This window comes from Isoptericola chiayiensis, from assembly GCF_013149805.1.
In the GTDB taxonomy this organism is placed as follows: Bacteria; Actinomycetota; Actinomycetes; order Actinomycetales; family Cellulomonadaceae; genus Isoptericola; species Isoptericola chiayiensis.
This window is the reverse complement of the sequence record NZ_JABEZT010000005.1, coordinates 104,177-129,847: the sequence shown is the minus strand read 5'-3', so window position 1 is coordinate 129,847 and position 25,671 is coordinate 104,177. Positions and strand designations below refer to the sequence as shown.

At 71.9% G+C, this 25,671-nt stretch carries 24 protein-coding genes and 1 pseudogene; 14 read left to right on the top strand and 11 right to left on the bottom strand.

The window, feature by feature from the left end; all coding sequences use genetic code 11:
* Positions 1-20: 20 nt before the first annotated feature.
* A pseudogene (locus HDG68_RS11120) lies at positions 21-1,339 on the top strand (ISL3 family transposase).
* 52 nt (positions 1,340-1,391) lie between these two features.
* On the opposite strand, the gene HDG68_RS11115 reads toward HDG68_RS11120, so the two are convergent.
* The 6 genes from HDG68_RS11115 to HDG68_RS11090 all read right to left on the bottom strand — a co-directional run bounded on the left by HDG68_RS11115 (position 1,392) and on the right by HDG68_RS11090 (position 6,039).
* Positions 1,392-1,868: a hypothetical protein gene (locus HDG68_RS11115; RefSeq protein WP_216648327.1), complete on the bottom strand. Its 477-nt coding sequence runs from the start codon at positions 1,866-1,868 to the stop codon at positions 1,392-1,394.
* On the bottom strand, positions 1,865-2,773 hold the full coding sequence (locus HDG68_RS11110) for a TIR domain-containing protein (protein WP_172152078.1): 909 nt from the start codon (positions 2,771-2,773) through the stop codon (positions 1,865-1,867). The genes HDG68_RS11115 and HDG68_RS11110 overlap by 4 nt, the downstream gene beginning before the upstream one ends.
* A 97-nt stretch (positions 2,774-2,870) precedes the next feature.
* Positions 2,871-3,902, bottom strand: coding sequence for a helix-turn-helix domain-containing protein (locus HDG68_RS11105; RefSeq protein WP_172152076.1), 1,032 nt, complete (start codon positions 3,900-3,902; stop codon positions 2,871-2,873).
* A gap of 17 nt (positions 3,903-3,919) precedes the next feature.
* Positions 3,920-4,576, bottom strand: coding sequence for a hypothetical protein (locus HDG68_RS11100; protein ID WP_172152074.1), 657 nt, complete (start codon positions 4,574-4,576; stop codon positions 3,920-3,922).
* 586 nt (positions 4,577-5,162) lie between these two features.
* Positions 5,163-5,435, bottom strand: a complete 273-nt coding sequence (locus HDG68_RS11095; protein ID WP_172152072.1) for a type II toxin-antitoxin system TacA family antitoxin — start codon at positions 5,433-5,435, stop codon at positions 5,163-5,165.
* 91 nt (positions 5,436-5,526) lie between these two features.
* The gene (locus HDG68_RS11090) at positions 5,527-6,039 is read right to left on the bottom strand and encodes a GNAT family N-acetyltransferase (RefSeq protein WP_172152070.1); all 513 of its coding nucleotides are present in this window, start codon (positions 6,037-6,039) and stop codon (positions 5,527-5,529) included.
* A gap of 312 nt (positions 6,040-6,351) precedes the next feature.
* Here HDG68_RS11090 and HDG68_RS11085 point away from each other — a divergent pair, with 312 nt between their 5' ends.
* Positions 6,352-6,585: a hypothetical protein gene (locus HDG68_RS11085; protein WP_172152068.1), complete on the top strand. Its 234-nt coding sequence runs from the start codon at positions 6,352-6,354 to the stop codon at positions 6,583-6,585.
* Between the two features lie 110 nt (positions 6,586-6,695).
* Complete coding sequence (locus HDG68_RS11080; protein ID WP_172152066.1) at positions 6,696-7,031, top strand: hypothetical protein; 336 nt, start codon at positions 6,696-6,698, stop codon at positions 7,029-7,031.
* Positions 7,032-7,050: 19 nt separating this feature from the next.
* On the opposite strand, the gene HDG68_RS11075 is transcribed toward HDG68_RS11080, so the two are convergent.
* Positions 7,051-7,572 carry a DinB family protein gene (locus HDG68_RS11075; protein ID WP_172152224.1) on the bottom strand — a complete coding sequence of 174 codons (522 nt, stop codon included), beginning with the start codon at positions 7,570-7,572 and terminating at the stop codon, positions 7,051-7,053.
* Between the two features lie 115 nt (positions 7,573-7,687).
* Between HDG68_RS11075 and HDG68_RS11070 the strand changes: the two genes are divergently transcribed.
* From HDG68_RS11070 to HDG68_RS11060, 3 genes are all read left to right on the top strand, one after another.
* Entirely contained in the window at positions 7,688-8,638 is a 951-nt protein-coding gene (locus HDG68_RS11070) for a hypothetical protein (RefSeq protein ID WP_172152064.1), read from the top strand.
* 96 nt (positions 8,639-8,734) lie between these two features.
* Positions 8,735-9,265 carry a hypothetical protein gene (locus HDG68_RS11065; protein ID WP_172152062.1) on the top strand — a complete coding sequence of 177 codons (531 nt, stop codon included), beginning with the start codon at positions 8,735-8,737 and terminating at the stop codon, positions 9,263-9,265.
* Positions 9,253-10,833 (top strand): DUF7059 domain-containing protein, encoded by a 1,581-nt coding sequence (locus tag HDG68_RS11060; RefSeq protein ID WP_172152060.1) that lies wholly within the window; start codon positions 9,253-9,255, stop codon positions 10,831-10,833. Before HDG68_RS11065 ends, HDG68_RS11060 begins: the two co-directional genes overlap by 13 nt.
* Before the next feature lie 12 nt (positions 10,834-10,845).
* Here the strand turns inward: HDG68_RS11060 and HDG68_RS11055 are convergent, their stop codons facing one another.
* A complete protein-coding gene (locus HDG68_RS11055; protein WP_172152058.1) occupies positions 10,846-11,607 on the bottom strand; it encodes an alpha/beta hydrolase family protein in 762 nt (253 codons plus the stop codon).
* A gap of 132 nt (positions 11,608-11,739) precedes the next feature.
* Between HDG68_RS11055 and HDG68_RS11050 the strand changes: the two genes are divergently transcribed.
* Positions 11,740-12,696 carry a LysR family transcriptional regulator gene (locus tag HDG68_RS11050; RefSeq protein WP_172152056.1) on the top strand — a complete coding sequence of 319 codons (957 nt, stop codon included), beginning with the start codon at positions 11,740-11,742 and terminating at the stop codon, positions 12,694-12,696.
* Between the two features lie 94 nt (positions 12,697-12,790).
* Positions 12,791-13,651 (top strand): CAP domain-containing protein, encoded by an 861-nt coding sequence (locus HDG68_RS17565; RefSeq protein WP_216648326.1) that lies wholly within the window; start codon positions 12,791-12,793, stop codon positions 13,649-13,651.
* Positions 13,652-13,708: 57 nt separating this feature from the next.
* On the opposite strand, the gene HDG68_RS11040 is transcribed toward HDG68_RS17565, so the two are convergent.
* The 3 genes from HDG68_RS11040 to HDG68_RS11030 are packed head-to-tail and all read right to left on the bottom strand — an operon-like array spanning position 13,709 to position 16,871.
* The gene (locus HDG68_RS11040) at positions 13,709-15,136 is read right to left on the bottom strand and encodes a potassium transporter TrkG (RefSeq protein ID WP_172152052.1); all 1,428 of its coding nucleotides are present in this window, start codon (positions 15,134-15,136) and stop codon (positions 13,709-13,711) included.
* 57 nt (positions 15,137-15,193) lie between these two features.
* Positions 15,194-16,213, bottom strand: coding sequence for a serine hydrolase domain-containing protein (locus HDG68_RS11035; RefSeq protein ID WP_172152050.1), 1,020 nt, complete (start codon positions 16,211-16,213; stop codon positions 15,194-15,196).
* A 13-nt stretch (positions 16,214-16,226) separates the two neighbouring features.
* Positions 16,227-16,871: a TetR/AcrR family transcriptional regulator gene (locus HDG68_RS11030; protein ID WP_172152048.1), complete on the bottom strand. Its 645-nt coding sequence runs from the start codon at positions 16,869-16,871 to the stop codon at positions 16,227-16,229.
* Positions 16,872-16,967: 96 nt separating this feature from the next.
* Here HDG68_RS11030 and HDG68_RS11025 point away from each other — a divergent pair, with 96 nt between their 5' ends.
* The 6 genes from HDG68_RS11025 to HDG68_RS11000 all read left to right on the top strand — a co-directional run bounded on the left by HDG68_RS11025 (position 16,968) and on the right by HDG68_RS11000 (position 25,588).
* Positions 16,968-19,565, top strand: a complete 2,598-nt coding sequence (locus tag HDG68_RS11025) for a beta-d-glucosidase (protein WP_343037542.1) — start codon at positions 16,968-16,970, stop codon at positions 19,563-19,565.
* 50 nt (positions 19,566-19,615) lie between these two features.
* On the top strand, positions 19,616-21,313 hold the full coding sequence (locus HDG68_RS11020; protein ID WP_172152046.1) for an ABC transporter substrate-binding protein: 1,698 nt from the start codon (positions 19,616-19,618) through the stop codon (positions 21,311-21,313).
* A gap of 71 nt (positions 21,314-21,384) precedes the next feature.
* Entirely contained in the window at positions 21,385-22,473 is a 1,089-nt protein-coding gene (locus HDG68_RS11015) for an ABC transporter ATP-binding protein (protein WP_172152044.1), read from the top strand.
* A complete protein-coding gene (locus HDG68_RS11010) occupies positions 22,470-23,450 on the top strand; it encodes an ABC transporter permease subunit (RefSeq protein ID WP_172152042.1) in 981 nt (326 codons plus the stop codon). Before HDG68_RS11015 ends, HDG68_RS11010 begins: the two co-directional genes overlap by 4 nt.
* Positions 23,451-23,453: 3 nt before the next feature.
* On the top strand, positions 23,454-24,500 hold the full coding sequence (locus HDG68_RS11005) for an ABC transporter permease (RefSeq protein WP_172152040.1): 1,047 nt from the start codon (positions 23,454-23,456) through the stop codon (positions 24,498-24,500).
* Entirely contained in the window at positions 24,497-25,588 is a 1,092-nt protein-coding gene (locus HDG68_RS11000; protein WP_172152038.1) for an ABC transporter ATP-binding protein, read from the top strand. Before HDG68_RS11005 ends, HDG68_RS11000 begins: the two co-directional genes overlap by 4 nt.
* Positions 25,589-25,671: the final 83 nt, after the last annotated feature.

Genomic DNA, 25,671 nt, shown 5'->3' with positions numbered 1-25,671 from the left:
CCCATCCAGAAGACCTCGACGTGAGCGACGCTACCTTCCACAGCCCTGACCTGACCACGTTCTGCCGCCTCGACGAGCTCGGCCTGGTCGTGACCGGGCAACGTCTGGAGCCCGATCGGGCGGTGCTGGAGTGTCGCGTCGTAGCCCGCGCGAGGACGACGCGTTCTGCCGCGGGTGCGGCGCCGAGGGCGTCGTGCGTGACACCGTCTCGAGGGTGCTCGCGCACGAGCCGTTCGGGTGGCGACCCACGACGCTGCTGATCAGGGTGCGTCGCTACCGCTGCGCGACCTGCCGACGAGTGTGGCGTCAGGACACCACGAGAGCGGCCGAGCCACGGGCGAAGTTGTCGCGGGCGGCGGTGCGCTGGGCGTTGGTCGCCCTGGTGGCCCAGCATCTGACGGTCGCCAGGATCGCCGAGGCTCTGGACGTGTCGTGGGATACCGCGAACGAGGCCGTCCTCGCCGAGGGTCACCGGGTCCTGATCGATGACGACGCGCGCTTCGACGGTGCCCGCGTGATCGGCGTCGACGAGCACGGGTGGCGGCACACCCGCCGCGGGGAGAAGTACGTGACCGTGGTCATCGACCTGACCCCGATCCGTGACGGCACCGGACCCGCCCGTCTGCTCGACATGGTCGAGGGGCGCTCCAAGAGTGCGTTCAAGTCCTGGCTCGCCGCCCGCCCGAAGACCTGGCGCGACGGCATCGAGGTCGTCGCGATGGACGGCTTCACCGGGTTCAAGACCGCCGCGGCCGAAGAACTGCCCGACGCGACCGCAGTCATGGACCCGTTCCACGTCGTGAAGCTGGCCGGCGACGCCCTGGACCGCTGCCGCCGCCGAGTCCAGCTCGATCTGCACGGCCACCGCGGCCGCGCCAAGGATCCGCTCTACCGCGCCCGGCGGACCCTGCACACCGGAACCGACCTCCTCACCGACAAGCAGGCCGTCAGGATCGACGCGCTGTTCGCCAGCGAGGAGCACATCGAAGTCGAGGCGACCTGGGGCATCTACCAGCGCATGATCACCGCCTACCGACACCCCGACCGCGCCCAGGGCCGAACCCTGATGAACGCCGTGATCGACTCGGTGAGCCGCGGCGTTCCCGCCGCGCTGAGCGAACTCGTCACCCTCGGACGGACCCTGACCAAGCGCGCCGCCGACGTGCTGGCGTTCTTCGACCTGCCCGGCACCAGCAACGGCCCCACCGAGGCCATCAACGGCCGTCTCGAACACCTACGCGGCTCCGCCCTCGGCTTCCGCAACCTGACCCACTACATCGCCCGATCGCTCCTGGAAGCCGGAGGCTTCAGACCCCGGCTACACCCTCAGATCGGATGAGCCGCTAAACACGAAATCGTTCGCACATCTACGGGAGATCGCGAGTGGTGCTCTATGCGGCGAACGCCGATCCGCAGATGAGGCAGTAGATCCGCTCTGTCGAGTCCTCCGGCACCTTCAGTGGTTCATTGGGATGGCACGGCGGCTCAACCATCACCATGTCGTCCGGCTCGATCAGCGGATCGGGTGTCTCGATCTCCAAGCTGAACGACGGGTTCGGCTTGTAAGTGAGACCCTTCACGCCCTTGAACATGTCGGCCATAATGTCATTGACAGCCTCGTCGATCGCTCCTCCTGCGTTGCCGTAGCCGTACTCGAGCTGGGCAGGTGTCCACCACGAGTCGAGGCCAGACGGCACGCCGCAGAGCGGACAGAAGTACTGCGTCGCCGGTTCAGCGTTCGGATCGCCTTCATTGTGGCTGAACCACTTGAACTCGCGTTCGCAGGTTGGGCACTCGCGGCGAAGGAAGCCTTCACTGTCGAGGGGGAGGCTCACAGGCACTCGGATCTCTTCGTCCATCGTCGTCATCCGTTCAGATCGAGAAACACGTCTTGGGTGTACTGCTCACCACTATCGGTGCGAGCGGTGATCGTGATATCGAAGGCATCGTCTTTGCCGCCGTTGCCCATAAATCGTCGGTAGCTCATCACGTCGATGGTGACCGAGCGTCCGGCGCCGGGGATCTTGGGGATCGAGGGGTTGCCGCTGGCTCTCATGTCGAGAGCAGCATTTTCCGGGACGGTGAGGATGACATCGTAGGCCGTCTCCGTACCCCGGTTGATCACCTGGAGCTTGTCGATGCGGTTCCCACTCTTGTTGAAGTACTTGAGATCGAAGTCGATCGGCTTCCTGGCTGGCGCCGCGCTCGGCAGGCGTCGCCCGAGTGCGAGGCCGTCTCCAGGCGATGGCGGCGCAGTGAAGTCGCCAGTGGCGTGCCAGTCTGTGCCGGCCAGATCGACGCCACAGCCTGCGGTCTTGAGCCTGTTTGCGAGCGCCTGACGGCTGGCGGTGGAGTTACTCAGCCGGATCGCGTGGCGGCCGGCGACGTCGCTGAACGGGCGCACCTCTCCGACCTCGACGAGCACGGTGCGCTTCGCATCACGACCCAGAGCCATGCCCGCCTCGAAGAGAACGTTGGGCCGAGCCTGTGCTGCGGGCTGGGTCTCGACGTCGCCTTCGCCATTCGCGTAGCGCGGCTGCAAGTAGGCGACCTCGTCGGGAGTCATGAGCACGACGACGGCGGTGGCGTGCTCGAACGCGGCGTCGAGCACCTGGCCGATGTACGGGGACCCCTCGCCCGTCAACTCGACGGCAGCCGTCCACTCCATAGGAGACAGGTTGATACTGCGGAGGAATTCGAACATGGCCTTACGGAGCGCCTCATTGCGTCCGTGCACGACGAAGACCGACCGATTGTCACTCGGGCTGCTCACTGATGTTCTCCTTGCTGGTGGCGGGCTGGCTGCACGGGCTTCCGAGTCTCAAGATCAACGCTACGGGCGTGCTCCGACATCGCCGCTTGCGCGGCTTCTACGCGGCGACGGGCACGAGATCACGCACGAAACTCCGCACATCCTCTGGGTTGAGATCCAGCGCGACGGAGGCATCTCGAACAGTGACCTTGCTAGTCGAGCCGTACATGACCTTGCGGAGGAGCTGGGAGGTCTCGGGGATGATGCCGCCTGGCTCAGATGACCTGTAGCCCTGGTCTGACAGCGTCACGCACATCGTCCGGTACTGCCACTTGTTGAGCAAGTGCAGTTCCTGGAGACGGTGCGTAAGCGCCATCGCGGAGACGCGCCAGTATGACCGTCCGGCGAGGACACGGTCGAGGCTGGCGGCGCGCATCGACTGAGCGAGCACCGCGCTCTTGGGCATGAGGAAACCGGCGGCGAAGCGATTCGCCTCTGCCTCACGTTCCTTGGAGGTGCTCGGGTCCATCTCAATGTCGCTGTGCAAGACGAGATGTCCCAGCTCGTGCGCAGCATCGAATCGCTGGCGTTCACCCGACTTAGACGTATTGAGGAAGACGTACGGCGTTCCATCTCGGAGGAAGCAGAAGGCGTCGATGTCGCTGTACTCGTGTCGAAGCGCAGCGACGCGGACACCCTTGGACTCCAGTAGATGAACGAGATTGGAGATCGGGCGATCACCCAGGTTCCATCGCCGCCGCACGAGTTCGGCGGCTTGCTCTGGCTCGAACTTGTCGAGCGTGGGAATGTCTGCGCCTGGCAACGTAAACCGTGATGCCATGTGCTCGTAGAACTCCACCGTCAGACTTGCAGCGGCGAGCACTGCGTCTCGCCGAGTGGCGGTGGTCTTGCTGAGCTTGCGGAAGCTCGCCGCGTCAGCGGGGACAGCCTCCAGCGGTTCACGCTCAAAGAAGGACGACGGCACGGAGAGCGCACCAGCGAGTTTGGCGATTGACTCGTCACTCGGTGGCCGGTCACCGGTCTCGAAATTGGTGAGCGATCGAGGAGATACGCCGCTCTTCTCGGCAAGCGCAGTCAGCGTTAGCCCAAGGCGCTGGCGCGCCAGCTTCAGGCGTTGTGGGGAGAACATGGTGGGTCGGCCGGTAACTAACGGCGAGGCGTGACGGGCACGTCGAAGTCACCGTCGTCGGGGTTGTCGAAGATCGACAGGTCGCCATCAAGATCTAGGAAGCCGATCAGGATGCGCTCGTCCCACGCCACGACTGCACCGGCCTCCGTCATCTCGGCCGGACGGGAGAACTCCAGGTTGAGGCCACGGTCGGTTCGCTCGTGAACTAGGAACCACAGTGGCGCCTGAGTAGCAGCCGCAACCAAGGCGGAGTCCTGCTCCTCGGCGGGCTCATCGAAGATGGGCAGGACCGCGATCTGCGGGGCCGCCAACGAGTTGCGCGTCGCCTTGCCCTTCTTTCGCGTGCGCGGTGCCTTACGGCGGTCGGGATTGGCCACGTTGGTACCCGAGGCGAGGGTGAACGCGATGAGGGCGTCCGGATGTAGAAGACGAGGCTGGCGCTCGACCCACACGAGCTTCCAGCCCGCATCAGCGAGAGCCAGCGCGAGCTGTTCCATCGTGTCGTGGTAAATGTCCGTGCCCGCGGAAGATGGGAGCGCCATCGCAGTGCGGTTGGCCGCCCTTGACAAGCCAGGACGGAGTGCCGTGTGGAGCGTTTCCGTCGTCAGACCGAAGGCGCTGAGGCGACGCTCGTCACCTTCGCCAGCGGGCAGCGCGATGGTGGCGATGGCCATAGGAGCCTCCATAACTAGGTTGCGCCTTACGCTACCACACATGTGGTCGAATATTGCGCAACACTGGCCCGGCGTGACATGCCGATCGTGTCCCCAACGCGGAGCGGTCTTCACTCGCCCTGCGGTTTGATGTCAGATCGAGTCCAAGAGCGATCAGCCTCGTCTGCACGAAGTCGTAGCGTCGACCCAGGTCAGGACCGACATCGAGCTACCGCAGCGAGCAGCGTACAAGGCCGCAACCGAACCCCACCGCTACCGCCACCCGAAGGGCCCCTGACCAGGTGAGACACCGGTCCGGGGCCCTTCGTCGTTCCCCATGCTCGGTTCTACCTAGACTCGCGGCATGACCAGGAACATGGCGGCCCCGGCTCGACGGCGGAACATCCGGTGGATCTTGGGAACAATCGTCGGGGTCCTGTTCCTCGCTGCCGTTGTCGTTGTTGCACTGCCGCTGCTGCAGTCTTTCGCCTCTGACCTCTGACTCTGGCACCGGGCGAACAGAACCCCCACCCGACATCCCCGTCCCGAGACGGCGAAGGGCGGCCCCGGATCAGTTCCGGGACCGCCCTTTCATGCTCGGGGTTGCTCAGTGCGACGTCAGCTCCTGCTCGCCGTGCTGCGGGGTGTCCCGTCGAACGGCAGCGACGAGCGCGGCGAGCTCCGGGACCACGCGAGCCTCGGCGTCGAGGGCAGTGTCGACCTGGTCGAGCTCGCGAGGCGTGAGCTGGAGGACTCGGTCCCGGAGCAGGACCTCGCGGGCGTGTTCCATCGCGGCCCCGAGCACGAACGCGGACACGTCCTGCTGTTGGGCGGCAGCGGCCTCGCGGATGGTCTCGAGGGCATCGGGTGACAGGCGCATGTGTAGGCGCTCTGACCGCGCGTTTGCGGTAGGCATGGTGACTCCTCAAGTCCGTGATGTACGTCCACTGTACGCATGTGGTGCGTACGCCTCAACCTGGTTCTGTTGACGCGAACGTCGCGCGCAGTTCCTTCGTCGTGAGGAAGAGGCTGAGCTCGTGGTCGAGGAACCGGCGAAAGCCGTGCTTGAGGTAGAAGCAGGCGGCGTCCTCGTGGAGCGCGTGCACGACGACGATCTCGAAGCCGACGTTGTCGGCCGCTGCCAGCAGCCGCTGGAGGGCGTCGACGAGGAGCAGCTTGCCGACGCCCTGACCCTTGTAGTCGTTGTCGACAGCGAGCCGCGCAAGGAGCATCGCCGGCACCGGGTAGCGACGCCTGCGTCCCATCGCTGACTCGCCGTGGGCCGCTGACAGTTCGAAGGTGCGCATGGAGAAGTAGCCGGCGACGCGCTGGGCTTCCTCGTCGAGCAGCAAAGTGGTGCGGACGTTGTCCTTCTTCTCGCTCTGGCCGGCGTAGCGGGCGAGCCATTCGTTGAGCTCCGGTTCGCCGCAGTCGAACGGATGGAGCTTGATGGCTGCCGAGGTGAACGGCCGCGCGATGAGCATCGTCGGTGGTGCCTCTCTGATCGCCAGGACTCGAGCGGACGCCACCCTAGGGCGAGGGAGCGACAGAGATGGGTGAAGGTGGGAGCGGTCGTCGTCGGGTAGCGCAGTTCCTGAGGCAGGCCAGTGGAGAGACAGCAGGCGTCCCCCAGAAATCGCCGTGACGCCAGTAGATTCCCTGTATGTCCGCACCTGAGACCATCAAAGCTCAGAACACTCCACATTTGGTCAGCGCGTGCCAGCTTGCGGGCATCCGGGTCGGTTGGACTCACGGTTGCAGCGCTGGCGCTCGCTGCGTGCTCGAACGCAGGAGATGTGGGACTGATCAACGATTCCGCTGGAATCGTCACGGTCGAGTATGGGGGCGACGGACCCGAGGAAGTCCCGGGAGGCGGCGGCGTGGTCCTCCTCGGAGTTGACGAGTGCTTCGACGGTCCGATCGTCGTGACGTACGAGAGCGGCCACAGTTTCGACCTCTCCGGACCGATCTGCCCCGGCCAGGAACTCCGGATCAAGGCCGAGAGTGCCGAGATCGTGGCGGCGTCCTAGGCAGCCCTCGGAGGGACCTAAAGTGTCGGTGGCTCTGGTAGCGAAGATCTTCCAGATTCTCGGGTCCTTGCCTACGGTGGCCCGAGCACCCGACTCGTGGAGCAGGACAGATGGCAGAGCAGCCCCCGCAGGCCGAGCTGACGGCGTCGACGGCAGACCGGCCGGGCACGTCGTCGCCGCGGGCTCAGCAGGTGGCGAGCGCCGGCCTCGCCGTTCTCGTCCAGTGCGGCTTCGTGTGGATGTTCGTCGGCGAGTGGCTGGCGAACGTGCAGGCGTCCGCCGGCGACCCGGCGCGCCTCTGGCTCAGCGTGGCGACGGCAACCCTGCTCGTCGGCACGGTCGTCGGCGAGGCGGTGCTGCTGGCGCGGCGCCGGCGCGAACCGTCGCAGGTCGCCGTCGTCGCGATGGCGCTGGTGCAGATCGCCTGGTTCGCCGAGTCCTTCTGACCTCGTCCCGGCGGCAGGGTCAGAGCCCGGTGCGCCCGTCCAGGCATTCGCGGAGCAGGTCGGCGTGGCCCATGTGCCGGGCGTACTCCTCGACGAGGTGGATGACGACGTCGCGCACCTCGACGGTGCCGCCCTCGAAGGGGATCTCGCGGTCCAGCTCCTCGGACGCCATGATGTCGTCGGCGGAGTCGACGGCCGCGTGCCAGGACCGCCAGGCGCTGGCCACGCAGTCGTCGGTGCCGATCGCGTCGTCGAAGTCGACGTCGTCGACGCCGGGCCGCTCGAACGGGCCCGGTGCCGAGGAGCCGTCGATGACGCGGGCGAACCAGTGGTGCTCCGAGTTGGCGAGGTGCCGCACGAGGCCCAGCAGGGAGAGGGTCGACGGCGGCACGCTGCGGTGGGCGAGCTGTTCGGCGTCGAGGCCCTCGCACTTCATGACCAGGGTCATGCGGTACCGGCACAGGTACTCCCAGAGGGTCTCCTTCTCGCCCACCGGGTCGATCCCCGTGGTGCGGGGATCCTTCTCCGGTGCTACCCACATGCCCGTCGTCGTCGAACTCACCCGCACAATGTGACGGTCAATCACAACTCACGTCAAGGTCACGAACACAACGATCTGGACACATCCGGCGCGCCGCCCGGTAACCTTCGCGTCCATGGGCCCCACCGCTGCACGTCGCGACGCCCCGTCGTCCGTGTCCGACGGCGGTCCGTGGGCTGGCCAGGGCGGGTTCCCGTGGGCGGCGCCACCGGAGGCGGACGACGCCGCGGACGCGCCGGAGCACGCAGCGGATGCGCCGGATGTCCCGGCCCCGGGCGAGGGGCTGCCGCCGTGGGCGCAGACTCCCGTCCCCACCGAGGCGCCGTCGCTCGACGCCGTCCTCGACGGGTCGGCGCCGGTCGCGGGCACCTTCCGCGACGAGGCACCGACCACCCGCAACCCGTTCGCGCGCGGCACGCGCCGGCCCGCCGTCGCGCGGGGGACGAGCGCGCCGGCCGCGCGTGACGGCGACGCCCGCAGTATCGCCGACCGCACGCGCGCAGGCCGGGACGCCATGCGGCGCGGGGCGTCAGGAGCTGCCGGGGCGATGCGTTCGGCCCGCTCCGTCGCGGGCACCGTGCGCCGTCGTCGGACCTCCGGCCTGTTCTCGCGCCGCTCCACCCTGCTGGGCGCGACCGGCCTGTCGCTCGTGGCGGGCGTCGGGGTCGCGGCCGCCCTGGACGCGGTCACCGGCCCGGCCGAACCGGTCGCCACGGACGCGACGGCCGTGGTCGCCGCACCCGAGGTGTGCGCGCCGGCGCAGGTGGCGTGGTCGCGTGCCGCGGCGGCACAGGTGCAGATGGACGTCGAGTCGCCGGCCAGCCTGCGCAAGGGGTTCGGCACCGCCCGCGAGGCCCTGGCCGCGGTGACCCCGCCGGACGCCGTCGCCACCGAGTGGGCCACCGTGTCCGACTACGTGTCCACTATGGCGGAGGCGACGGCGGAGGCCGAGGACGGCCAGGTGGAGGCGGCTGCGGCGGAAGCGCTCGCGACCCTCGACACCGCGGCGATGACCACGGCGTCCGAGCAGGTCACCGCCTATCTGGCCGACGACTGCGGGTCCTGAACCCGCCGTCGGCCCGGTTCGGGGCGCGGCGTGAGGCCCCTCACGAACCCATGTCACGATTTCCGCGACCCCGCCCGGTTGGGTCACCATGGTGGGATGCTGACCCCCCGTCTGCGCGCCCGCCGAGCGATCGCCGGCCTGGCCGCGCTCACCGGAGTGGCGGTCCTCGGCGCCTGCAGCTCGGACGACGGCGCCACGGAGGCCGCTCCGGAGCCGCAACCCGCCATCTCCATCGACTCCGACCTCGCCATGAACCCCGGTGACGGCGACGGACCCGCACCCTCGCCGGACGTCAGCGAGGAGTGCCTGGAGCTGCAGGAGGTGTGGGCCGAGACGAACCGGTCCCTCGCCGGTATCGACGAGGAGCACCCGCGCGTGCTGGTCGCCGGGTTCCGCGAGGCGCAGCGGGTCTTCACGGCGGCGGAGGCCCCCGAGGACGTGCCCGGCTGGGACGGGATGGGCGACTACCTCGGCACGGCGGTCGGCGCGCTGGCCGACGTCGACACCGACGACGCCGACGAGGTCGCCTCCGTGCTGACCCTGACGTTCTCCGAGTCGGACACGGCGCGCGCCGCCGCCGCGCACAACCAGGTCACCGAGTACCTGGCCGCGGGATGCCGGGGCTGACCTCCCCGCCGTCGCCGGCCGGGGACACCGCCGCGCTGCGTGCGGCCCTGACGGCGTCGGACTACACGGTCGACGGCGTCGAGGACCTGCTCGGCGACCTCGCCTCGGCGGCGCTGCGGCGCGAGCAGACCGTGCCGGCGCGCCGGGTCCTCACGGCCCGGTCCGGCGACCCGCGCGCCACGCTGGCCGCGCTCTTCGTGCTCGGCGCACAGCAGTCCCGTGCCGCCGTGGACACCGCGCTGCCGGGCGTGAGGACGGCCGGGGCCGAGGCGCTCGGCCTGGTGCGCAGCGCCGGGCACGACGACGGCGACCCGGTCCGCGCCGTCGTCGACCTGCGCCCGTACGCCGCGACCGACGCCGGCGGCCCGGTGCAGTGGTGGCTCGCCAGCGACCTCGGCGAGCTGGCCACGAGCCGACGGCTCGCCGCCGACCACGTGCTCGGCGCGGGCGGCGCGTCGACGACGCTGGCGCAGGTCACCGTGCGCGACCGGGTCGGCCGCGTCCTGGACCTCGGCACGGGGTGCGGCATCCAGGCCCTGCACGCCGCCCGCCACGCGGACGCCGTCGTCGGCACCGACATCTCCCACCGCGCCCTGGACTTCGCCCGCTTCAACGTGGCGCTCAACGCCGCCGCGGCGGACGTCGAGCTGCGCGAGGGCTCCATGCTGGAGCCGGTCGCGGACGAACGCTTCGACCTGGTCGTGTCCAACCCGCCGTTCGTCATCACGCCCCGCAGCGGGGCGGCGGGTGCCGCGGTGGCCTCGGCGCTGGGCGAGTTCGAGTACCGCGACGGCGGACGCGCGGCCGACGACCTGGTGCGCGACCTGATCACCGGCGTCGGGCAGGTCCTGGCACCCGGCGGCGTCGCGCAGATGCTCGTCAACTGGGAGCACCGGCGCGGCGAGCCGTGGACCGACCGCGTCGGCGCCTGGCTGGACGCCTCGGGTCTGGACGGCTGGGTGATCGAGCGCGAGCTGCTGGACCCCGCCGAGTACGCCGAGACGTGGATCCGCGACGGCGGCACGACCCCGGAGCGTGAGCCGGACGCCTGGGAGGCCGCCTACGGCGCCTGGCTCGACGACTTCGCGGCGCGCGACGTCGAGGCCGTCGGCTTCGGGCTCGTCACGCTGCGGCGCCCGTCCGACGGCGGCACCCCGGACGGGCGGCTGCGGCGCCTCGAGGAGCACCACGGCACCCTGCGCCAGCCGTTGGGTGCGCACCTGGCGGCCTCGCTGGCCGCCCACGAGTGGCTCGCCGCCCGCGACGACGCCGTGCTCTCGACCGAGCGGCTCGTCGTCGCCGGCGACGTCACCGAGGAGCGGTACCTCACTCCGGGGGCCGCCGACCCGAACGTCGTGATCGTGCGTCAGGGCGACGGCCTGGGCCGCGGCATCCAGGCCTCCACCGGGCTGGCGGCGTTCGTCGGCGTCTGCGACGGCGAGCTCACCGTGGCGCAGATCGTGGGGGCGCTCGCCGCGCTGCTCGACGTCGGGGCGGACGACCTGGCCGCCGAGCTGCTGCCCGCCGTGCGCGGCCTGGTGCGCGACGGGTTCCTCGCCCCCGCCTGACCCGGCGCGGGCTCAGTCCTGCTGCAGGTACTGGTCCGCCCACGCGCTGATGATGCGTCCGGCGCGCTGCGCCTGACCGGGCCGGGTCAGCAGGTGGTCGGAACCTTCCAGGGCGACGAAGCTGCGCGGGTGCCGGGCCGCGGCGAAGATCTTGCTGGCGTTCTCGATGCCGACGGTGCTGTCGGTGGGGGAGTGCAGGATCAGCAGCGGCTTGCCGAGGTCGGCGATGCGGTGCTCGAGGTCCGCGGCCCGCACGTCCTCGACCATCCCGCGCTTGAGGTTGAGCCGCTTGCCGCCCACCTGCCAGACGGCGTTGCCCTCGGCCAGGACCTCGTCGACCAGGTCGTCGTAGTGGTGCTCGGCGTGGCTCGGGTCGAACGGCGCGCACGCCGTGGCCACGGCGCGCACCGACTCGAGCTCGGGGGCCGCGGCGATCGCGGCCGCGCCGCCCCACGAGTGCCCCATGAGCAGCTCGGCCGGAGTGCCGCGGTCGGCCATGAACCGGGCGGCCTGCACGACGTCGGCGACCTTGACGGTGAAGGACCCGTCGCCCCAGTCGCCCTCGGAGTCGCCCAGGCCGAGGTTGTCGAAGCGCAGCACCCCGACACCCTCTGCGGCGAGCTGCTTGCTGATGCGGGCGGCCGCGGGGGAGTCCTTGCCGAGGGTGAACCCGTGCACGAACACCGCCCACCCCCGGACGTCGCCCTCCGGCTCGTCGATGATGCCGGCCAGGGTGGGGCCGGTGCTGCTCGGGAACGTGACACGTTCGCCCATGGTGACTCCTTCCGTCGTCGTACGGCACCATTGGTCCCGGGACACTGTTTCGGGCGCATGTCGGTCCACGCTGCGGACGCCCGGCCGCGGACCCCCATCCCACGAGGGTGATGACACCGATACCATGGCGGTATGGAGATCGACCTCCGGCACCTCCGCCTCGTCTCGACGGTCGCCGCCCAGGGCAGCGTGACCCGGGCGGCGTCGTCGCTCGGCATGGCGCAACCGGCCCTGACCGCCCAGCTCAACCGTATCGAGGAGGCGCTCGGCGGGCCCGTGTTCGTCCGGGACCGCCGCGGCGCGCGCCCCACCCCGCTCGGTGACCTGGTGCTCCGGCACGCCCGCGTGATCCTGCCGGCGATGGACGCGTTCGGCGAGGACGTGCGCCGTCACGTCAGCGGACGCTCCGACGTCGTCTCCTCCCTGCGGGTCGGCACCGTCGCCACGGTGCTGGGCGGCATCTTCCTCAACCGGCTCCGCGCCGAGCTGACCGGGGTGGCGCTCACGTCGTTCACGGCCTGGTCGGCCGACGAGGCCGCCCGGCGGCTGGCCAGCGGCGCCCTCGACCTGGCGCTGGTGGGAGCGTGCGAGAACGAGGTGCTGCCCACCGACGGCGACGTCGTGTGGACCGAGCTGTTCACCGACCCCGTGTTCGTGCTGCTCTCCGAGGAGCACCCGCTCGCGGAGCGGGACGAGATCCCGCTCGGCGAGCTCGCGGGCGAGTACTGGCTGTCGGCGCCGGGCGAGGGCTGCTTCGAACGGTGCTTCGTCGCCGCGTGCGTCCGGTCCGGGTTCACCCCGCGGGAGGTCAGCGAGACCGAGCGGGCCGCCGCCATCGAGCAGGTCCGGGGTGGGCACGCCGTCGGACTCGTCCAGCCGCTGCTCCTCGACGCACCCGGGGTGCAGCCGGTCGCCCTCGAGGACCGGCCGCTGGCGTGGACGCAGTACGTCGGCTGGCGCCGCGACGCCGCCGACCGGTTCGACGGCGAGCTGGTACGCCGGGCCGCCCTGGACGCCCACGCCGAGGCCGTGCACCGCACACCCGCCTACGAGAAGCACCTGGCGAACCGCGAGGGCCTCGCCTCGTAGGACGCCTGCCGGCACGGCATCCCGCTGCGGTCGCGTGCCGCGGCCGCGCTGCGTGACCGCGCGCCGTGGCCACGGGCTCGGTAGCGTGCCGGGCGTGACGGACCGACGGTTCACCTCAGGGCTGCGCCAGCTCGGCCTGCTGCTGGGCGCGTTCCTCGTCGGACTGGCGCTGTTCCTCCTGGTGGCGGTCCTGGCGCCGGACCTCGTGCGCGTCGCCTCCGCCCCGCCGTCAGGGACGTCGGACGAGGCCGCGGCAGCATCGCCGTCCCAGGAGGTCGCGCTCGCCTGGGACGACGGCGCCCAGCAGGCTGCGCCGGGCGGACGGCCGCAGCGCGAGACCGCGACGCCCCGGCCCGGGCGCGACGGCGCGGGCGACGAGTCCCCGCCGGGCGACGCCGGGCGCGAGGGCGAGGCAGGCCCCGCTGACGACGCTGACGATGACGACGGCGACGACGCTGCCGACGCCGAGGACGACGCGGCGTCCGAGGGTGCGGACAGTACGGCGGACGCCTCGACCACGGACACCTCCGACACCTCCGACACCTCCGACACCCCCGCGGACGCCACCGGCACGGCCGACGCCTCGGACGCGCAGGCCGTGCTGGCCCTGGTCAACGCCGAGCGCGAGGCCGCGGGGTGCGGTCCCCTCACCGCCGACCCGCAGCTCGACGCCCTGGCGGGAGAGCACTCCGTCGACATGGCCGAGCACGGTCGTCTCGACCACACCGGGTCGGACGGGCGCACCCCGTGGGACCGGGCGGCCGACGCCGGGATCTCCGGGCTGGCCGCCGAGAACGTGGCGCGCGGGCAGCCGGACGCCGAGGCCGTGGTGGCGGCCTGGATGGACAGCTCCGGGCACCGCGCCAACATCCTCGCGTGCGGGCACACCCGCCACGGGCTCGGGGTGGTCCACGACGCCGGCGGTCCGTGGTGGACGCAGGTGTTCGGCCGCTGACGCCGTCGCCGCCGTTCTGCCGCACCGCCACGGAGCCGCGCACCGGCGTCGGTCGCCTCAGCCCACCAGGACGGCGGTCTCGGGCCGCCGGTAGACGCGTTGGCGGCTGCGCAGCGCCAGGCCGGTCGCCAGGGTGATCGGGCCGAGCCGCCCGAGGAACATCAGGGCGGCGAGCAGGCACTGGTGCCAGGGCTCCAGGCTCGTGGTGATCCCCGTCGACAGCCCGGTCGTGGTGAAGGCCGACACCACCTCGAACAGGACCCGGTCGAGGGGGAGGCGGTCGGGGGAGGTGGAGACGGCGATCGCGAAGGTCGCGGCGGCCACCAGGGCGATGGCCAGCAGCGCGACGGTCAGGGCGCTGCGCAGGCTGCCCACGCGGACCCGACGGTCGAACACGGTCACGTCCGCGTCGCCGCGCAGCTCGGACCAGATGATGAACGCCAGCAGGGCGAACGTGCCGACCTTGATGCCGCCCGCCGTCCCTGCCGTGCCGCCCCCGATGAACATCAGGACGTCGGTGAAGAACCACGTGCCGTGGTTGAGCGCGGAGGTGTCCACCGAGTTGAAGCCGGCGGTGCGGGGCATGACGGACTGGGTGAACGCCGCGAGCATCTTGCCGGGCACGTCGAGCGGGCCGAAGGTGCGCGGGTTGGCCCACTCGACGGTGAGGAACACCAGGGTGCCGACCACGAGGAGCACCCCGGTGGTGATGAGGGTCAGCCGGGCGTGGACGCTCCACCGGGCCCACACGAGCAGCGCGGGCCGGTGGCCGGCCAGGCGCTTCTGCCGGGCCAGCTTGGTCAGCTCGAGCAGCACGGGGAAGCCGATGCCGCCCACGACGACGGCGGCGCAGATCGGCAGGCACACCCACGGGTCGGTGACGAACCGCATCAGGGAGTCCGGGTAGAGGGAGAAGCCGGCGTTGTTGAACGCGGACAGGCTGTGGAAGGCGCCGGACCAGGCCGCCTCCCCGAGGGTCGCGCCGTAGCCCACCACGAACCGGGCGGTGAGCACGACGGCGAGGAGGAGTTCGGCGACGACGGTGAACACCAGCGCCCCGAGCAGGACGCGGCGGACGTCGCCGAGGCCGACCGTGTGCGTCGACTCGGCGGCGACGAGCCGGGAGCGCAGGCCCAGCCGCCGGGTCAGGACCAGGCCGAGCAGGGAGGCGACGGTCATGACGCCGAACCCGCCGATCTGGATGAGCGCGAGGATCACGGCCTGGCCGAACGGGCTCCAGAAGGTGGCGGTGTCCACCACGACGAGCCCGGTGACGCACGCCGCCGACGTCGCGGTGAACAGCGCCTCGACGAACGACGCTCGCTGCCCGGTGGTCGAGACCGGCAGCAGCAGCAGCGCGGTGCCGGTGGCGATCGCGACGAGGAACCCGGAGGCCACGACCTGGGCGGGGCGCCGGGGGCGGGCCGCCGGGTTGTGCCCGGACCGCTGCGGCCCGCGGGGCGGATCGGAGGGTGACGATGCCACGAACCACGAGTGTGGCACCGGCGCCGCGGGGCGTCCTGCGCAACGCCGCGCCGCACGTCAGCGGATCTTCGCGAGCACCCGCATCCCGGCGAGGGCGACGCCGCGGCCGTGGTTCGTCAGCACGACGACGGCGTCCCCGACGTCGGGCCGCAGGCACAGCACGGACCGGTACCCGCCGGTGCCGCCGGAGTGCCAGATCATGCGGTCGCCGCGCGGGCGCTCGCCGTCGGTGAACGTGCGCTGCCATGCGAGCCCGACGTGCGGGGCGTGCTGGGCGAGCGCCAGGCGGACCGCGGCACCGAGCTGGTCGGGCGGGTCGAGGTGCGCCCGCGCCCAGGCGAGCTGGTCGGTGACGGTGGACAGCAGGGCGCCGGCGCCGGGCAGGGCGTCGAGGTTCCACGCGGGTGCCTCGCTGCGTCGGCGGAAGTGTCCGACGGCGGTGCGTGCGGCCTGCTCGGGCGTCGCCCCGGCGCGGGTGCCGGTGTCGCCCAGCCCGAGCGGTGCCGTCACCCGGGACCGGACCAGCTCGGCCCAGGTGGTGCCGGCGTGGCGGGCCAGGGCGATGCCGAGCAGCCCGAACCCGCTGTTGGAGTAGGCGGGCCGGCCGGTGCCGGGGGTGCGCTTCAGGCGGCCGGCGGCGATGCGGGTCAGCAGCACCTGCTCGGTGTCGTTCCGGTACGGGTCGATGCCGCGCAGCATCTCGAGGGTGCCGACCGTCCCGGAGATGTGGACGCGGGGCAGTCCCGAGGTGTGGGTGGCGAGATGCTCCAGGGTGACCGGCGTGCCGTCGCGGCCCAGGCCGGCGACCTCCGGGACGAGCTCGCCGACGGGGGTGTCGAGCCGGAGCTCTCCCGCGACGACGGCTCGCGCGAGCGCCAGGGCCGTGAACGTCTTGGTGATCGACCCGATCTCGAAGCGGGTGCGGGCGTCGGGGGCCGGGCCGTCGAGCAGGCTCCGGTGCCCGACGCCGTGGGTGGTGACGGCGCCGTCCGGCGCGAGGTACCCGAGCGCGATCCCGGCACGACGTCGGCCCCAGCGGCGGGCGGTGTCGGCGAGCAGGGCGGGGACGTCGGTCATGGTCGGAGTGTCCTCAGAGATCTCCGGGCAGGTGGTCGGGGCCGCCGAGCACGGTGGCCAGGATCGCCAGGATGGCGGACCGGGTCGCCGCGGGCAGGTCGACGACGTCGGGCTCGAGCAGCCACTGGGTCTGCAGACCGTCCATGACGCCGATGACGGCGCTGGCGGCCTGGTCCGCGTCGGCGCGGGTGACCTCGACGTCCTGGTCGGCGGCGATGGCGAGGATCGCGGCGGAGATGTCGCCGCGCAGCACCTCGAACCGGCGCCGGGCCCGTTCGGCGGCGGGGTGGCCGTCGGTGACCGCCTCGCCGGTCAGGACGGTGTAGGCCTGGACGATGCCGCGCCGGTCGGCGTTGAGCCGCGCGGTCCTGACCAGGTGGCGGAAGAGGTCGGCGCCGCCCGGGATGTGCTGGCCCTCGAGGTGCTCGACGTCGACGCGGTCGCGGTAGTCGAGCACCTCCCACAGGAGCTTGTCCTTGCTGCCGAAGTGGTGCAGGACGCCGGCGTGGGTGATGCCGACCTGCTCGGCGACCTCGGCCAGGGATCCGGCGCGGTAGCCCTTGGAGCCGAAGACGCGGGCGGCGGCGGCGACGATCTCCTCGCGTCGTTCGGCGCGGGGCACTCGGCGGGCCCGGACGGGGTGCGGGGCGTTCGTCATGTCGTCACCATACTGTGATCCGGGCTACTTACTGACAAGTCAGTAAGTGTGATCTACTGTGACCCGACGCACAGCCGCGCCAGACAGGAGAACCGCGTGTCACTGCAGACCGCTACCGCGAGCACCGCCGTCGAGGAGGCCCTCGACGACCTCCTCGCCCGACTCTCGCCCGCCGAGAAGTGCTCGCTCGTCGTCGGTGCCGACATGTGGCGCACCCGGGCCGTGCCGCGGATCGGGCTCGAGTCCGTCGTCATGTCCGACGGACCCGTCGGGGTCCGCTCGCCGTACGACGACGCCCCCTCGGCGATGCTGCCCGCACCGTCCGCGCTGGCCGCCACCTGGGACGTCGACGTCGCACGGCAGGTCGGCCGGCTGTTCGCCGCCGAGGCGCGCCGCCACGGCGTGCACATGGTGCTCGCCCCCCAGGTCAACCTGCAGCGCACCCCCGTCGGCGGCCGGCACTTCGAGTGCTACAGCGAGGACCCGCACCTCACCGCGCAGGTCGCCGTCGGCGTCGTCACCGCCGCCCAGGACGACGGCGTCGCCATGTGCGTCAAGCACTACGTCGCCAACGACTCGGAGACCGACCGCACCCGCTACCTCGCCCGCGTCGACCCGCGCACGCTGCGCGAGCTCTACCTCGCCCCGTTCGAGCGGCTGGTCGAGGCCGGCGCCTGGAGCGTGATGGGCGCCTACAGCGGCGTCGACGACGGCACCACCGCCGCGCCCGCCCTGGAGCACCGGCCGCTGCTGACCGGCGTCCTCAAGGACGAGTGGGGGTTCGACGGGCTCGTCGTGTCCGACTGGGTGGCCACCCGCTCCGTCGCACCCGCCGTGCGCGGCGGCCTCGACCTGCAGATGCCCGGACCCGACGGCGCCTGGGGCGACGGGCTCGCCGCCGCGCTCGCCGCCGGTGACGTCACGGAGACCGAGCTCGACGACAAGGTGCGCCGCCTGCTCCGGCTCGCCCACCGCGTCGGCCGCCTCGCGCTGCCCGGCACCGACGCCGCCACCCCGGCCGACGCCGCCACCCCCGCCGCGCCGGCGGTCGGCAGCCCGTTCGCCGTGCCGGAGGCGCGCGAGACGTTCCTGCGCGAGCTCGCCGCCCGCTCCGCCGTCGTCCTGCGGGACACCGCCGGCCTGCTGCCGCTGCCCGGTGCCGAGACCCGCGAGCCCCTGCGCGTCGCCCTCCTCGGTGCCGCGGCCGTCGACCCCTTCTTCCAGGGCGGCGGGTCCTCGTTCGTCGTGCCCGACCGGCTCTCCTACCCGGCCGAGGCGCTGGCCGCGGCCCTGCCCCACGGCTCCCGTGTCGAGACGGTCGCCGGTTCGCGCGCGCTGCGCAACCCGCCCGCCCTCGACCCGGCCCGGTGCACGGACCCCCCGGGCGACGCCGGCGTGCGCATTGAGGTGCTCGACGCCGCCGGTGCGGTCCGGCGTCGCGAGACCCGGGCCGCCTGGGACGGGTGGCTCACCGACCTCGGCCCCGACGACGCCACCGTGCGCCTGACCACGCGGATCGCCACACCCGAACCGGGCCGGCACGAGATCGGCGTCGGCACCGTGGGGGTGCACCGCGTCGTCCTCGACGGCGCCGAGATCTCGGCGAGCGACGTCGTCGCCACCGAGGACGTCATCCTCGCCTCCCAGCACAACCACCCCGTCGCCGTCACCGCCGCCGTCGAGGGGCCGACGGCCGAGCTCGTCGCCGAGCTGCAGGTGGTCCACCCCGTCGGCTACGACCGGTTCGTGCGCGCCCAGCTCGTGCACCGCCGACCCGGCCCGTCCGCCGAGGACGAGCTCGTCGCCGCCGAGCAGGCGGCACGCGCCGCCGACGTCGCCGTCGTCGTCGTCGGCACCACGCACGAGGTCGAGTCCGAGGGGTTCGACCGCACCGACCTGGCCCTGCCCGGCAACCAGGACGAGCTCGTCCGCCGCGTCGTCGCCGCCAACCCGCGCACCGTCGTCGTCGTCAACGCCGGCGCCCCCGTGCTGCTGCCGTGGCTCGACCAGGTGCCCACCGTGCTGTGGGGCTGGCTCGCCGGGCAGGAGGCCGGCGCGGCGCTCGCCGACGTGCTCACCGGCGTCACCGAACCGTCCGGGCGCCTGCCCTGGACGTTGCCGGCCCGCGGCGAGGACGTCCCCGTGCCGCACGCCGTGCCCGTCGACGGCGTCGTCGACTACGCCGAGCAGCTCGACGTGGGCTACCGGGCCTGGGAACGCCGGCGTGCCGCCCACGACGGCACCGGCGAGAGCGCCGGCCCGGCACCGGCGGCACCGTTCGGCCACGGTCTGGGCTGGACCACGTGGGACTACGAGGAGGCGGCCCTGGTCGCGCCCGCGGCCGTCCCCGACGACGGCGAGCCCGGGCTGCGCGTCCACGTGCGCCTGCGCAACACCGGCACCCGTCCCGGCCGCGAGGTCGTGCAGGTCTACGTCGAGCCGCCGCCCGGGACGACCGACGTCGACCCCGACCGTCCGGTCCGCTGGCTCGCCGGGTTCGCCGTCGTCGACGCCGGACCCGGCGCCACCGCCGTCGCCGTCGTCGAGGTGCCCGCCCGGACGTTCCGGTCCTGGGGCCCCGACGGCTGGGCCACCCCCGGCGGCACCTACCGCCTGCGCGTCGGGCGGTCCGTGCAGGACCTGCGCCACGAGATCCCCGTCCACGTCACGTCCGGCACCCCCGCCGGGCGTTGACACCACCCGAAGGAACCGCTCCCATGAGTACCCGTGCAAGGAGGCACACCGTGAGAATCCGCAAGCTCTCCGCCACGTTCGCCGGAGCCGCCGTCGTCGCGATGCTGGCGACGGCGTGCGGCGGCGGTGGCGACACCGACACCAGCACCGACACGACCGAGGGGCAGACCGAGGCCGCCGCCACCGGCGAGGTCCTCACCGTCGGGATGCCCAACGGCACCCAGACGGAGAACCAGTCGCCGTTCGCGACCGGATCGGCAGCCCTGTCGCTCGGCTACGCGTTCGTCATCTACGAGCCGCTGATGATGGTCAACGACGCCAAGCCCGCCGAGGACCCGCAGCCCTGGCTCGCCGACTCCATCGAGTGGAGCGAGGACTACACCCAGGCCGTCATCACCCCGCGCGAGGGCGTCACCTGGTCCGACGGCGAGGCGTTCGACGCCGAGGACGTCGCCTTCTCGATCCAGCTCCGCCAGGACCACGAGGGGCTGAACACCTCCGCCCTGCCGATCGAGTCCGTCGAGTCCGACGGCACCACCGTCACCGTGACGTTCGGGGCGCCGCAGTACGTCAACACCGCGAAGCTCGCCGACATGCTGATCGTGCCCGAGCACCTGTGGGCCGGCGTCGAGGACCCCACCACCTTCACGAACACCGAACCGGTCGGCACGGGCCCCTACACGCTCGAGTCCTGGACGCCGCAGGCCGCGACCGTCGTCGCGCGGGACGACTACTGGGGCGGCGACCTGTCCGTGCCGGAGATCCGCTACTCGTCCTACAACGACAACAACGCCCTGACCACGGCGCTCACCACCGGTGAGGCGCAGTGGGGCTGGACGTTCATCGCGGACTACGAGAACGTCTACATCGCCGCCGACCCGGAGCACTACCACCAGTACGCGGCCGCCGGGCTCGGCATCGACGCCCTGTTCCTCAACAACGAGGAGAAGCCGTTCGACGACGTCGCCTTCCGCCGGGCGCTCAACATGGCGCTCGACCGCCGGTCGATCACCGACGTCGCGACCTCCGGCGTCAACCCGCCCATCACCAGCGTCACCGGCCTGCCGCTGCCCGCCGGCGACGAGTTCCTCTCCGACGCGTTCGCCGGGGAGGAGCTCGCCGCGGACGTCGAGGGAGCCAAGCAGGTCCTCACCGACGCGGGGTACACGGGCGTGGGCGAGTCGCTCGTCGACCCCGACGGCGAGCCCGTCACGTTCGAGCTGACCAACCCGGCCGGCTGGAACGACTACCTCACGGCCCTCGACCTCATCAAGAACGCCGCGGCCGAGCTCGGCGCCGAGGCCACCGTCCAGCCCGCCAACGCGGACGGCTGGTTCGCCGACATCATCCCGCCGGGCAACTTCGACGCCACGCTGCACTGGACCGACGGCGGCGCCACCCCCTGGGACCTGTACTCCAACATCATGGACGGGGCCCAGTACGCACCGCTCGGGGAGCCGGCGACGTGGAACTTCGGCCGCTACCAGGACGAGGAGGTCACCGAGGCGCTGGCCACCTACGCCTCGACCACGGACGACGCCGAGCGCACCGAGGCGCTGGCCACGATCCAGCAGCACTTCGTCGAGGACGTGCCCGCCATCGCGATCTGGGCACGACCCGCCACGGCGCAGTACTCCAGCCTCAACTACACCGGCTGGCCCTCCGAGGAGGACCCGTACAACCAGCCGCAGCCGACCGGGTCGCAGGCGCTGCAGATCCTGCTCAACCTCGAGCCGGCCGCGGACTGACGCAGCACGCGGCGCGACCGGCGGAGCAGCTCCGCCGGTCGCGCCGTCCCTCCGACCCCCCAGGTGAACGCATGCGCACCCCCGCCACCGACGCCCCCCGTCCGGTACCGGCCGCCGACGACGGCACGCCGGTCCTCCAGGTCACCGGCCTGACCAAGCACTTCCCGGTCCGCGGCCGCCGCGGCGCCGTCGTCCACGCCGTCGACGGCGTCGACCTCACGCTGCACCGCGGCGAGGTCCTCGCCCTGGTCGGCGAGTCCGGGTCCGGCAAGTCGACGATCGCGCGCCTGCTGGCCCAGCTCATGCCGCGCACGGCCGGGACGCTCGAGCTGCACGGCACGGACGCGACCGTCCGGCGCCGGCGCGGCTTCCGCGCGTACGTCCGGCGCGTCCAGATGATCTTCCAGGACCCCTTCGGCTCCCTGAACCCCGTGCACACCGTGCGGTACACCCTGTCGCGCAGCGTGCGCATCCACCAGGGCCGCGGCCTGCGCGGCGCCGAGCTCGACGCCGCGCTGCGCACCCTGCTCGACCGGGTGCGGCTCAGCCCCACCGAGCGGTACATCGACAAGTTCCCGCACGAGCTCTCCGGCGGCCAGCGGCAGCGCGTCGCCATCGCGCGGGCGCTCGCCGCCGACCCGGAGGTGCTGCTCGCCGACGAGCCGATCTCCATGCTCGACGTCTCGATCCGGCTCGGCATCCTCAACCTGCTGCAGGACCTGCGCGACCGGCTCGACATCGCCATCCTCTACATCACGCACGACATCGCCTCGGCGCGCTACTTCGCCGACCGCACGGCCGTGATGTACGCCGGGCGGGTCGTGGAGACCGGGGACAGCGAGTCGGTGACGCAGGACCCGAAGCACCCCTACACCCAGCTGCTCATCCGTTCGGCGCCCGACCCGGACGACCTCGAGGCACGGGCCCGCGGGGCTCGCGGCGAGGCCCCGAGCCTCGTCGACCCGCCGGCCGGGTGCCGGTTCAACCCCCGCTGCCCGTTCGCCACCGACCTGTGCCGCACCGAGACGCCCGAGCTGATCGACGTCGCCGACGGCCGCGGCGTCGCGTGCTGGGGCTACTCCGACCGTGCAGACCGTCCGCGGCTCGGCGACGTCCTGGACGCCTACGGCCGCCGTGCCGACGAAGGAGGGACCCCGTGAGGTTCGCCGTCCGCCGCACGATCTTCTACCTCATCACCGCCTGGGCGGCGGTGACCATCAACTTCCTCATCCCGCGCCTGATGCCCGGCGACCCGGTGACCGCCCTCATGGGGCGCATGCAGGGCCGGATCGACTCCAACGCCGAGGAGTCCATCCGGGTGCTGTTCGGCCTCGACACCGGCGCCTCGGTCTGGCAGCAGTACGTCGACTACTGGGGGCTGCTGCTGCGCGGCGACCTGGGCCTGTCGTTCACGTTCTTCCCGACGCCCGTGTCCGAGATCGTCCAGCAGGCCCTGCCGTGGACGATCGGCCTGGTCGGGGTGGCGACGATCATCTCCTTCACCCTCGGCACCGGCATCGGTGTCGCGATCGGGTGGCGGCGAGGGACCTGGGCCGACGCCCTGCTGCCGATCACCACGTTCTTCTCGGCGGTGCCCTACTTCTGGCTCGGGCTGATCGCCATCACCGTGTTCTCGGTGACGCTCGGCTGGTTCCCGTCCTCGGGCAGCTACGACCGCGGCCTGGTGCCCACCTGGTCGTGGGAGTTCGTCGGGTCGGTGATCTACTACGGGTTCCTGCCCGCGCTGACCGTGGTGCTGTCCTCGATCGCCGGCTGGATCCTCGGCATGCGCAACATGCTCGTGACCGTGTCCTCCGAGGACTACGTGACGGTGGCGCACGCCAAGGGGCTGCCGGAGCGCCGCGTGATGGTCGGCTACGCCGCCCGCAACGCGATCCTGCCGCAGGTGTCCAACTTCGCCCTGTCCCTCGGGTTCGTCGTCGGCGGCACCCTCATCATGGAGATGGTCTTCTCCTACCAGGGCATCGGGTACACCCTCTTCCAGGCCGTCAACACCCAGGACTACCCCCTGATGCAGGGCTGCTTCCTGGTCATCACGCTCGCCGTGCTCGGGGCGAACATCATCGCCGACTTCGTCTACGCCGCGCTCGACCCGCGCGCCCGTCAGGAGGGGTGACCCATGGCCCAGGACACCACGTTCACCGAGGAGCAGGCCGCGCCCGAGCGCGCCGTCGAGCACGACGTCGACGACCCCCGCCGGGCCAAGCGGTTCCTGTTCCTGCGCAACGGCAAGGCGCTGACCGGTCTCGGCATCCTGCTGTTCTTCGGGATCCTGGCCGTCGTCGGCCCGTGGATCGCCCCGTACGACCCGAACCAGGTCTCCGCGGACCTGCTGCAGCCGCCGTCCTGGTCGCACTGGCTCGGCACCGACCACACCGGCCGCGACATCCTCTCCCAGATCGTGGTGGGCACCCGCGGGGTGCTCGTCGTCGGGCTGATCGCCGGGGTGTCGGCCACGGTGCTCGGTGTGATCGTCGGCGTGACCGCCGGGTTCATCGGCGGCATGGGTGACGAGACCCTCTCGGCGCTGTCGAACGTGTTCCTCGTCATCCCGCAGCTGCCCCTGATCATCATCATCGCCGGGCAGCTCCCCACCGCCGGCGGCGTCACCGTCGCCCTGGTCATCGGCATCACCGGCTGGGCGTGGGGAGCCCGCGTCATGCGTGCCCAGACGCTGTCCCTGCGCAAGCGGGACTTCGTCGAGGCGGCGCGGGCCAACGGCGAACGCACCTGGCGGCTCGTGCTCGCCGAGGTGCTGCCGAACCTGACGGCCATCATCGCCGCCGGGTTCGTCGGCACGGTGACCTTCGCCGTCATGTCCCAGGTGACCCTGGCGTTCATCGGCATCACGCCCGTGTCCGACTGGAACTGGGGCACCATCCTGTTCTGGGCGCAGAACAACCTCGCGCTGCAGCGGGGCGCCTGGTGGTGGTTCGTCCCGGCCGGTCTGTGCATCGCCCTGCTCGGCATGGCGCTGACCCTCGTCAACTTCGGCATCGACGAGTTCGTCAACCCCCGCCTGCGCAGCACGGGCATGAACGCCCGGCTGCTGCGCCGCCGTCGGATCCGCCCCCGCATCGGCTTCACCCCGGTGCTGCGCACGCCACCGGACGGCCGGCCCGACGTCGGCACCACGGCCCGCACGACCCGCAAGGAGCGCTCATGACCGCCTCGACCCTCGACGTGCCCGCCCCCACCGGGACGGTCGGCGAACCCGTGCTCGAGATCGAGAACCTCTCGGTCGACTACGGGTACACCGACGACGCGACCCACGTGCTGCGGGACGTCTCCCTGACGCTGCACCGCGGCGAGGTCCTCGGCCTGGCGGGGGAGTCGGGCTGCGGCAAGTCCACCCTGGCCTACGCCGCCACCCGCCTGCTGCCCCCGCCCGGGCTGATCACCTCCGGCAGCGTCCACTTCACCGGCCGCGACGGGCAGCGCACCGACGTGCTGCGCCAGAGCGACGCCGAGCTGCGGGCCTCGCGCTGGCAGGACACCGCGATCGTGTTCCAGGGCGCCATGAACTCCCTGAACCCCGTGTACCGGATCGGGCGGCAGATCGCCGACGGCATCCTGGCGCACCGGCCCGGGATGCGGCGCAAGGAGGCCTGGGACCAGGCCGCGTCCCTGCTGGAGATGGTCGGCATCAACGCCGACCGGCTGCGCGACTTCCCGCACCAGCTCTCCGGCGGCATGCGTCAGCGCGTGATGATCGCGATGGCGCTCGCGCTGGACCCGCAGGTGCTCATCATGGACGAGCCGACCACCGCGCTCGACGTCGTCATGCAGCGCCAGATCGTCGAGGAGATCGCCGACCTGCGCGAACGCCTCGGGTTCTCCGTCGTCTTCATCACGCACGACGTGTCGTTGCTCATCGAGATCGCCGACCGCATCGCCATCATGTACGCCGGCGACATCGTCGAGGACGCGGGTGCCCAGGACGTCTACCGGCGGCCCCGGCACCCGTACTCCGCCGCGCTGCTGCACTCGTTCCCGCCGCTGCGCGGCGAGCGCCGCGAGCTGACCGGCATCCCCGGGTCGCCCCCGGACATGCAGAAGATGCCGCCCGGGTGCCCGTTCGCACCGCGCTGCGCCCACGTGACGGACGTGTGCCGGCAGGTCCGCCCGGTGCTGGGCCCGACGGCGCTCGCGGACCGGGGCGGCCGCGAGGCCGAGCGCTCGGTCGCCTGCCATCTGCACGATGCCGACCTGGAGGGCATCGACGGGACCCTCCCCGCGGACCTGGCGCGCTGACGGCGGTGCGGGTCGGCCGGGCCGGGCCCGGCGATCCCGTCCCCGGAACGCACCGGCCGTCCACGTGATCGTCACACGAACTG

Coding starts and splice junctions, on each gene's coding strand:
- HDG68_RS11115 (WP_216648327.1), bottom strand. CDS start 1,868: ATGACGACGATGGACGAAGAGATCCGAGTGCCTGTGAGCCTCCCCCTC.
- HDG68_RS11105 (WP_172152076.1), bottom strand. CDS start 3,902: ATGTTCTCCCCACAACGCCTGAAGCTGGCGCGCCAGCGCCTTGGGCTA.
- HDG68_RS11100 (WP_172152074.1), bottom strand. CDS start 4,576: ATGGCCATCGCCACCATCGCGCTGCCCGCTGGCGAAGGTGACGAGCGT.
- HDG68_RS11095 (WP_172152072.1), bottom strand. CDS start 5,435: ATGCGCCTGTCACCCGATGCCCTCGAGACCATCCGCGAGGCCGCTGCC.
- HDG68_RS11090 (WP_172152070.1), bottom strand. CDS start 6,039: ATGCTCATCGCGCGGCCGTTCACCTCGGCAGCCATCAAGCTCCATCCG.
- HDG68_RS11080 (WP_172152066.1), top strand. CDS start 6,696: ATGGCAGAGCAGCCCCCGCAGGCCGAGCTGACGGCGTCGACGGCAGAC.
- HDG68_RS11075 (WP_172152224.1), bottom strand. CDS start 7,572: ATGTGGGTAGCACCGGAGAAGGATCCCCGCACCACGGGGATCGACCCG.
- HDG68_RS11070 (WP_172152064.1), top strand. CDS start 7,688: ATGGGCCCCACCGCTGCACGTCGCGACGCCCCGTCGTCCGTGTCCGAC.
- HDG68_RS11065 (WP_172152062.1), top strand. CDS start 8,735: ATGCTGACCCCCCGTCTGCGCGCCCGCCGAGCGATCGCCGGCCTGGCC.
- HDG68_RS11060 (WP_172152060.1), top strand. CDS start 9,253: ATGCCGGGGCTGACCTCCCCGCCGTCGCCGGCCGGGGACACCGCCGCG.
- HDG68_RS11055 (WP_172152058.1), bottom strand. CDS start 11,607: ATGGGCGAACGTGTCACGTTCCCGAGCAGCACCGGCCCCACCCTGGCC.
- HDG68_RS11050 (WP_172152056.1), top strand. CDS start 11,740: ATGGAGATCGACCTCCGGCACCTCCGCCTCGTCTCGACGGTCGCCGCC.
- HDG68_RS11035 (WP_172152050.1), bottom strand. CDS start 16,213: ATGACCGACGTCCCCGCCCTGCTCGCCGACACCGCCCGCCGCTGGGGC.
- HDG68_RS11030 (WP_172152048.1), bottom strand. CDS start 16,871: ATGACGAACGCCCCGCACCCCGTCCGGGCCCGCCGAGTGCCCCGCGCC.
- HDG68_RS11015 (WP_172152044.1), top strand. CDS start 21,385: ATGCGCACCCCCGCCACCGACGCCCCCCGTCCGGTACCGGCCGCCGAC.
- HDG68_RS11005 (WP_172152040.1), top strand. CDS start 23,454: ATGGCCCAGGACACCACGTTCACCGAGGAGCAGGCCGCGCCCGAGCGC.
- HDG68_RS11000 (WP_172152038.1), top strand. CDS start 24,497: ATGACCGCCTCGACCCTCGACGTGCCCGCCCCCACCGGGACGGTCGGC.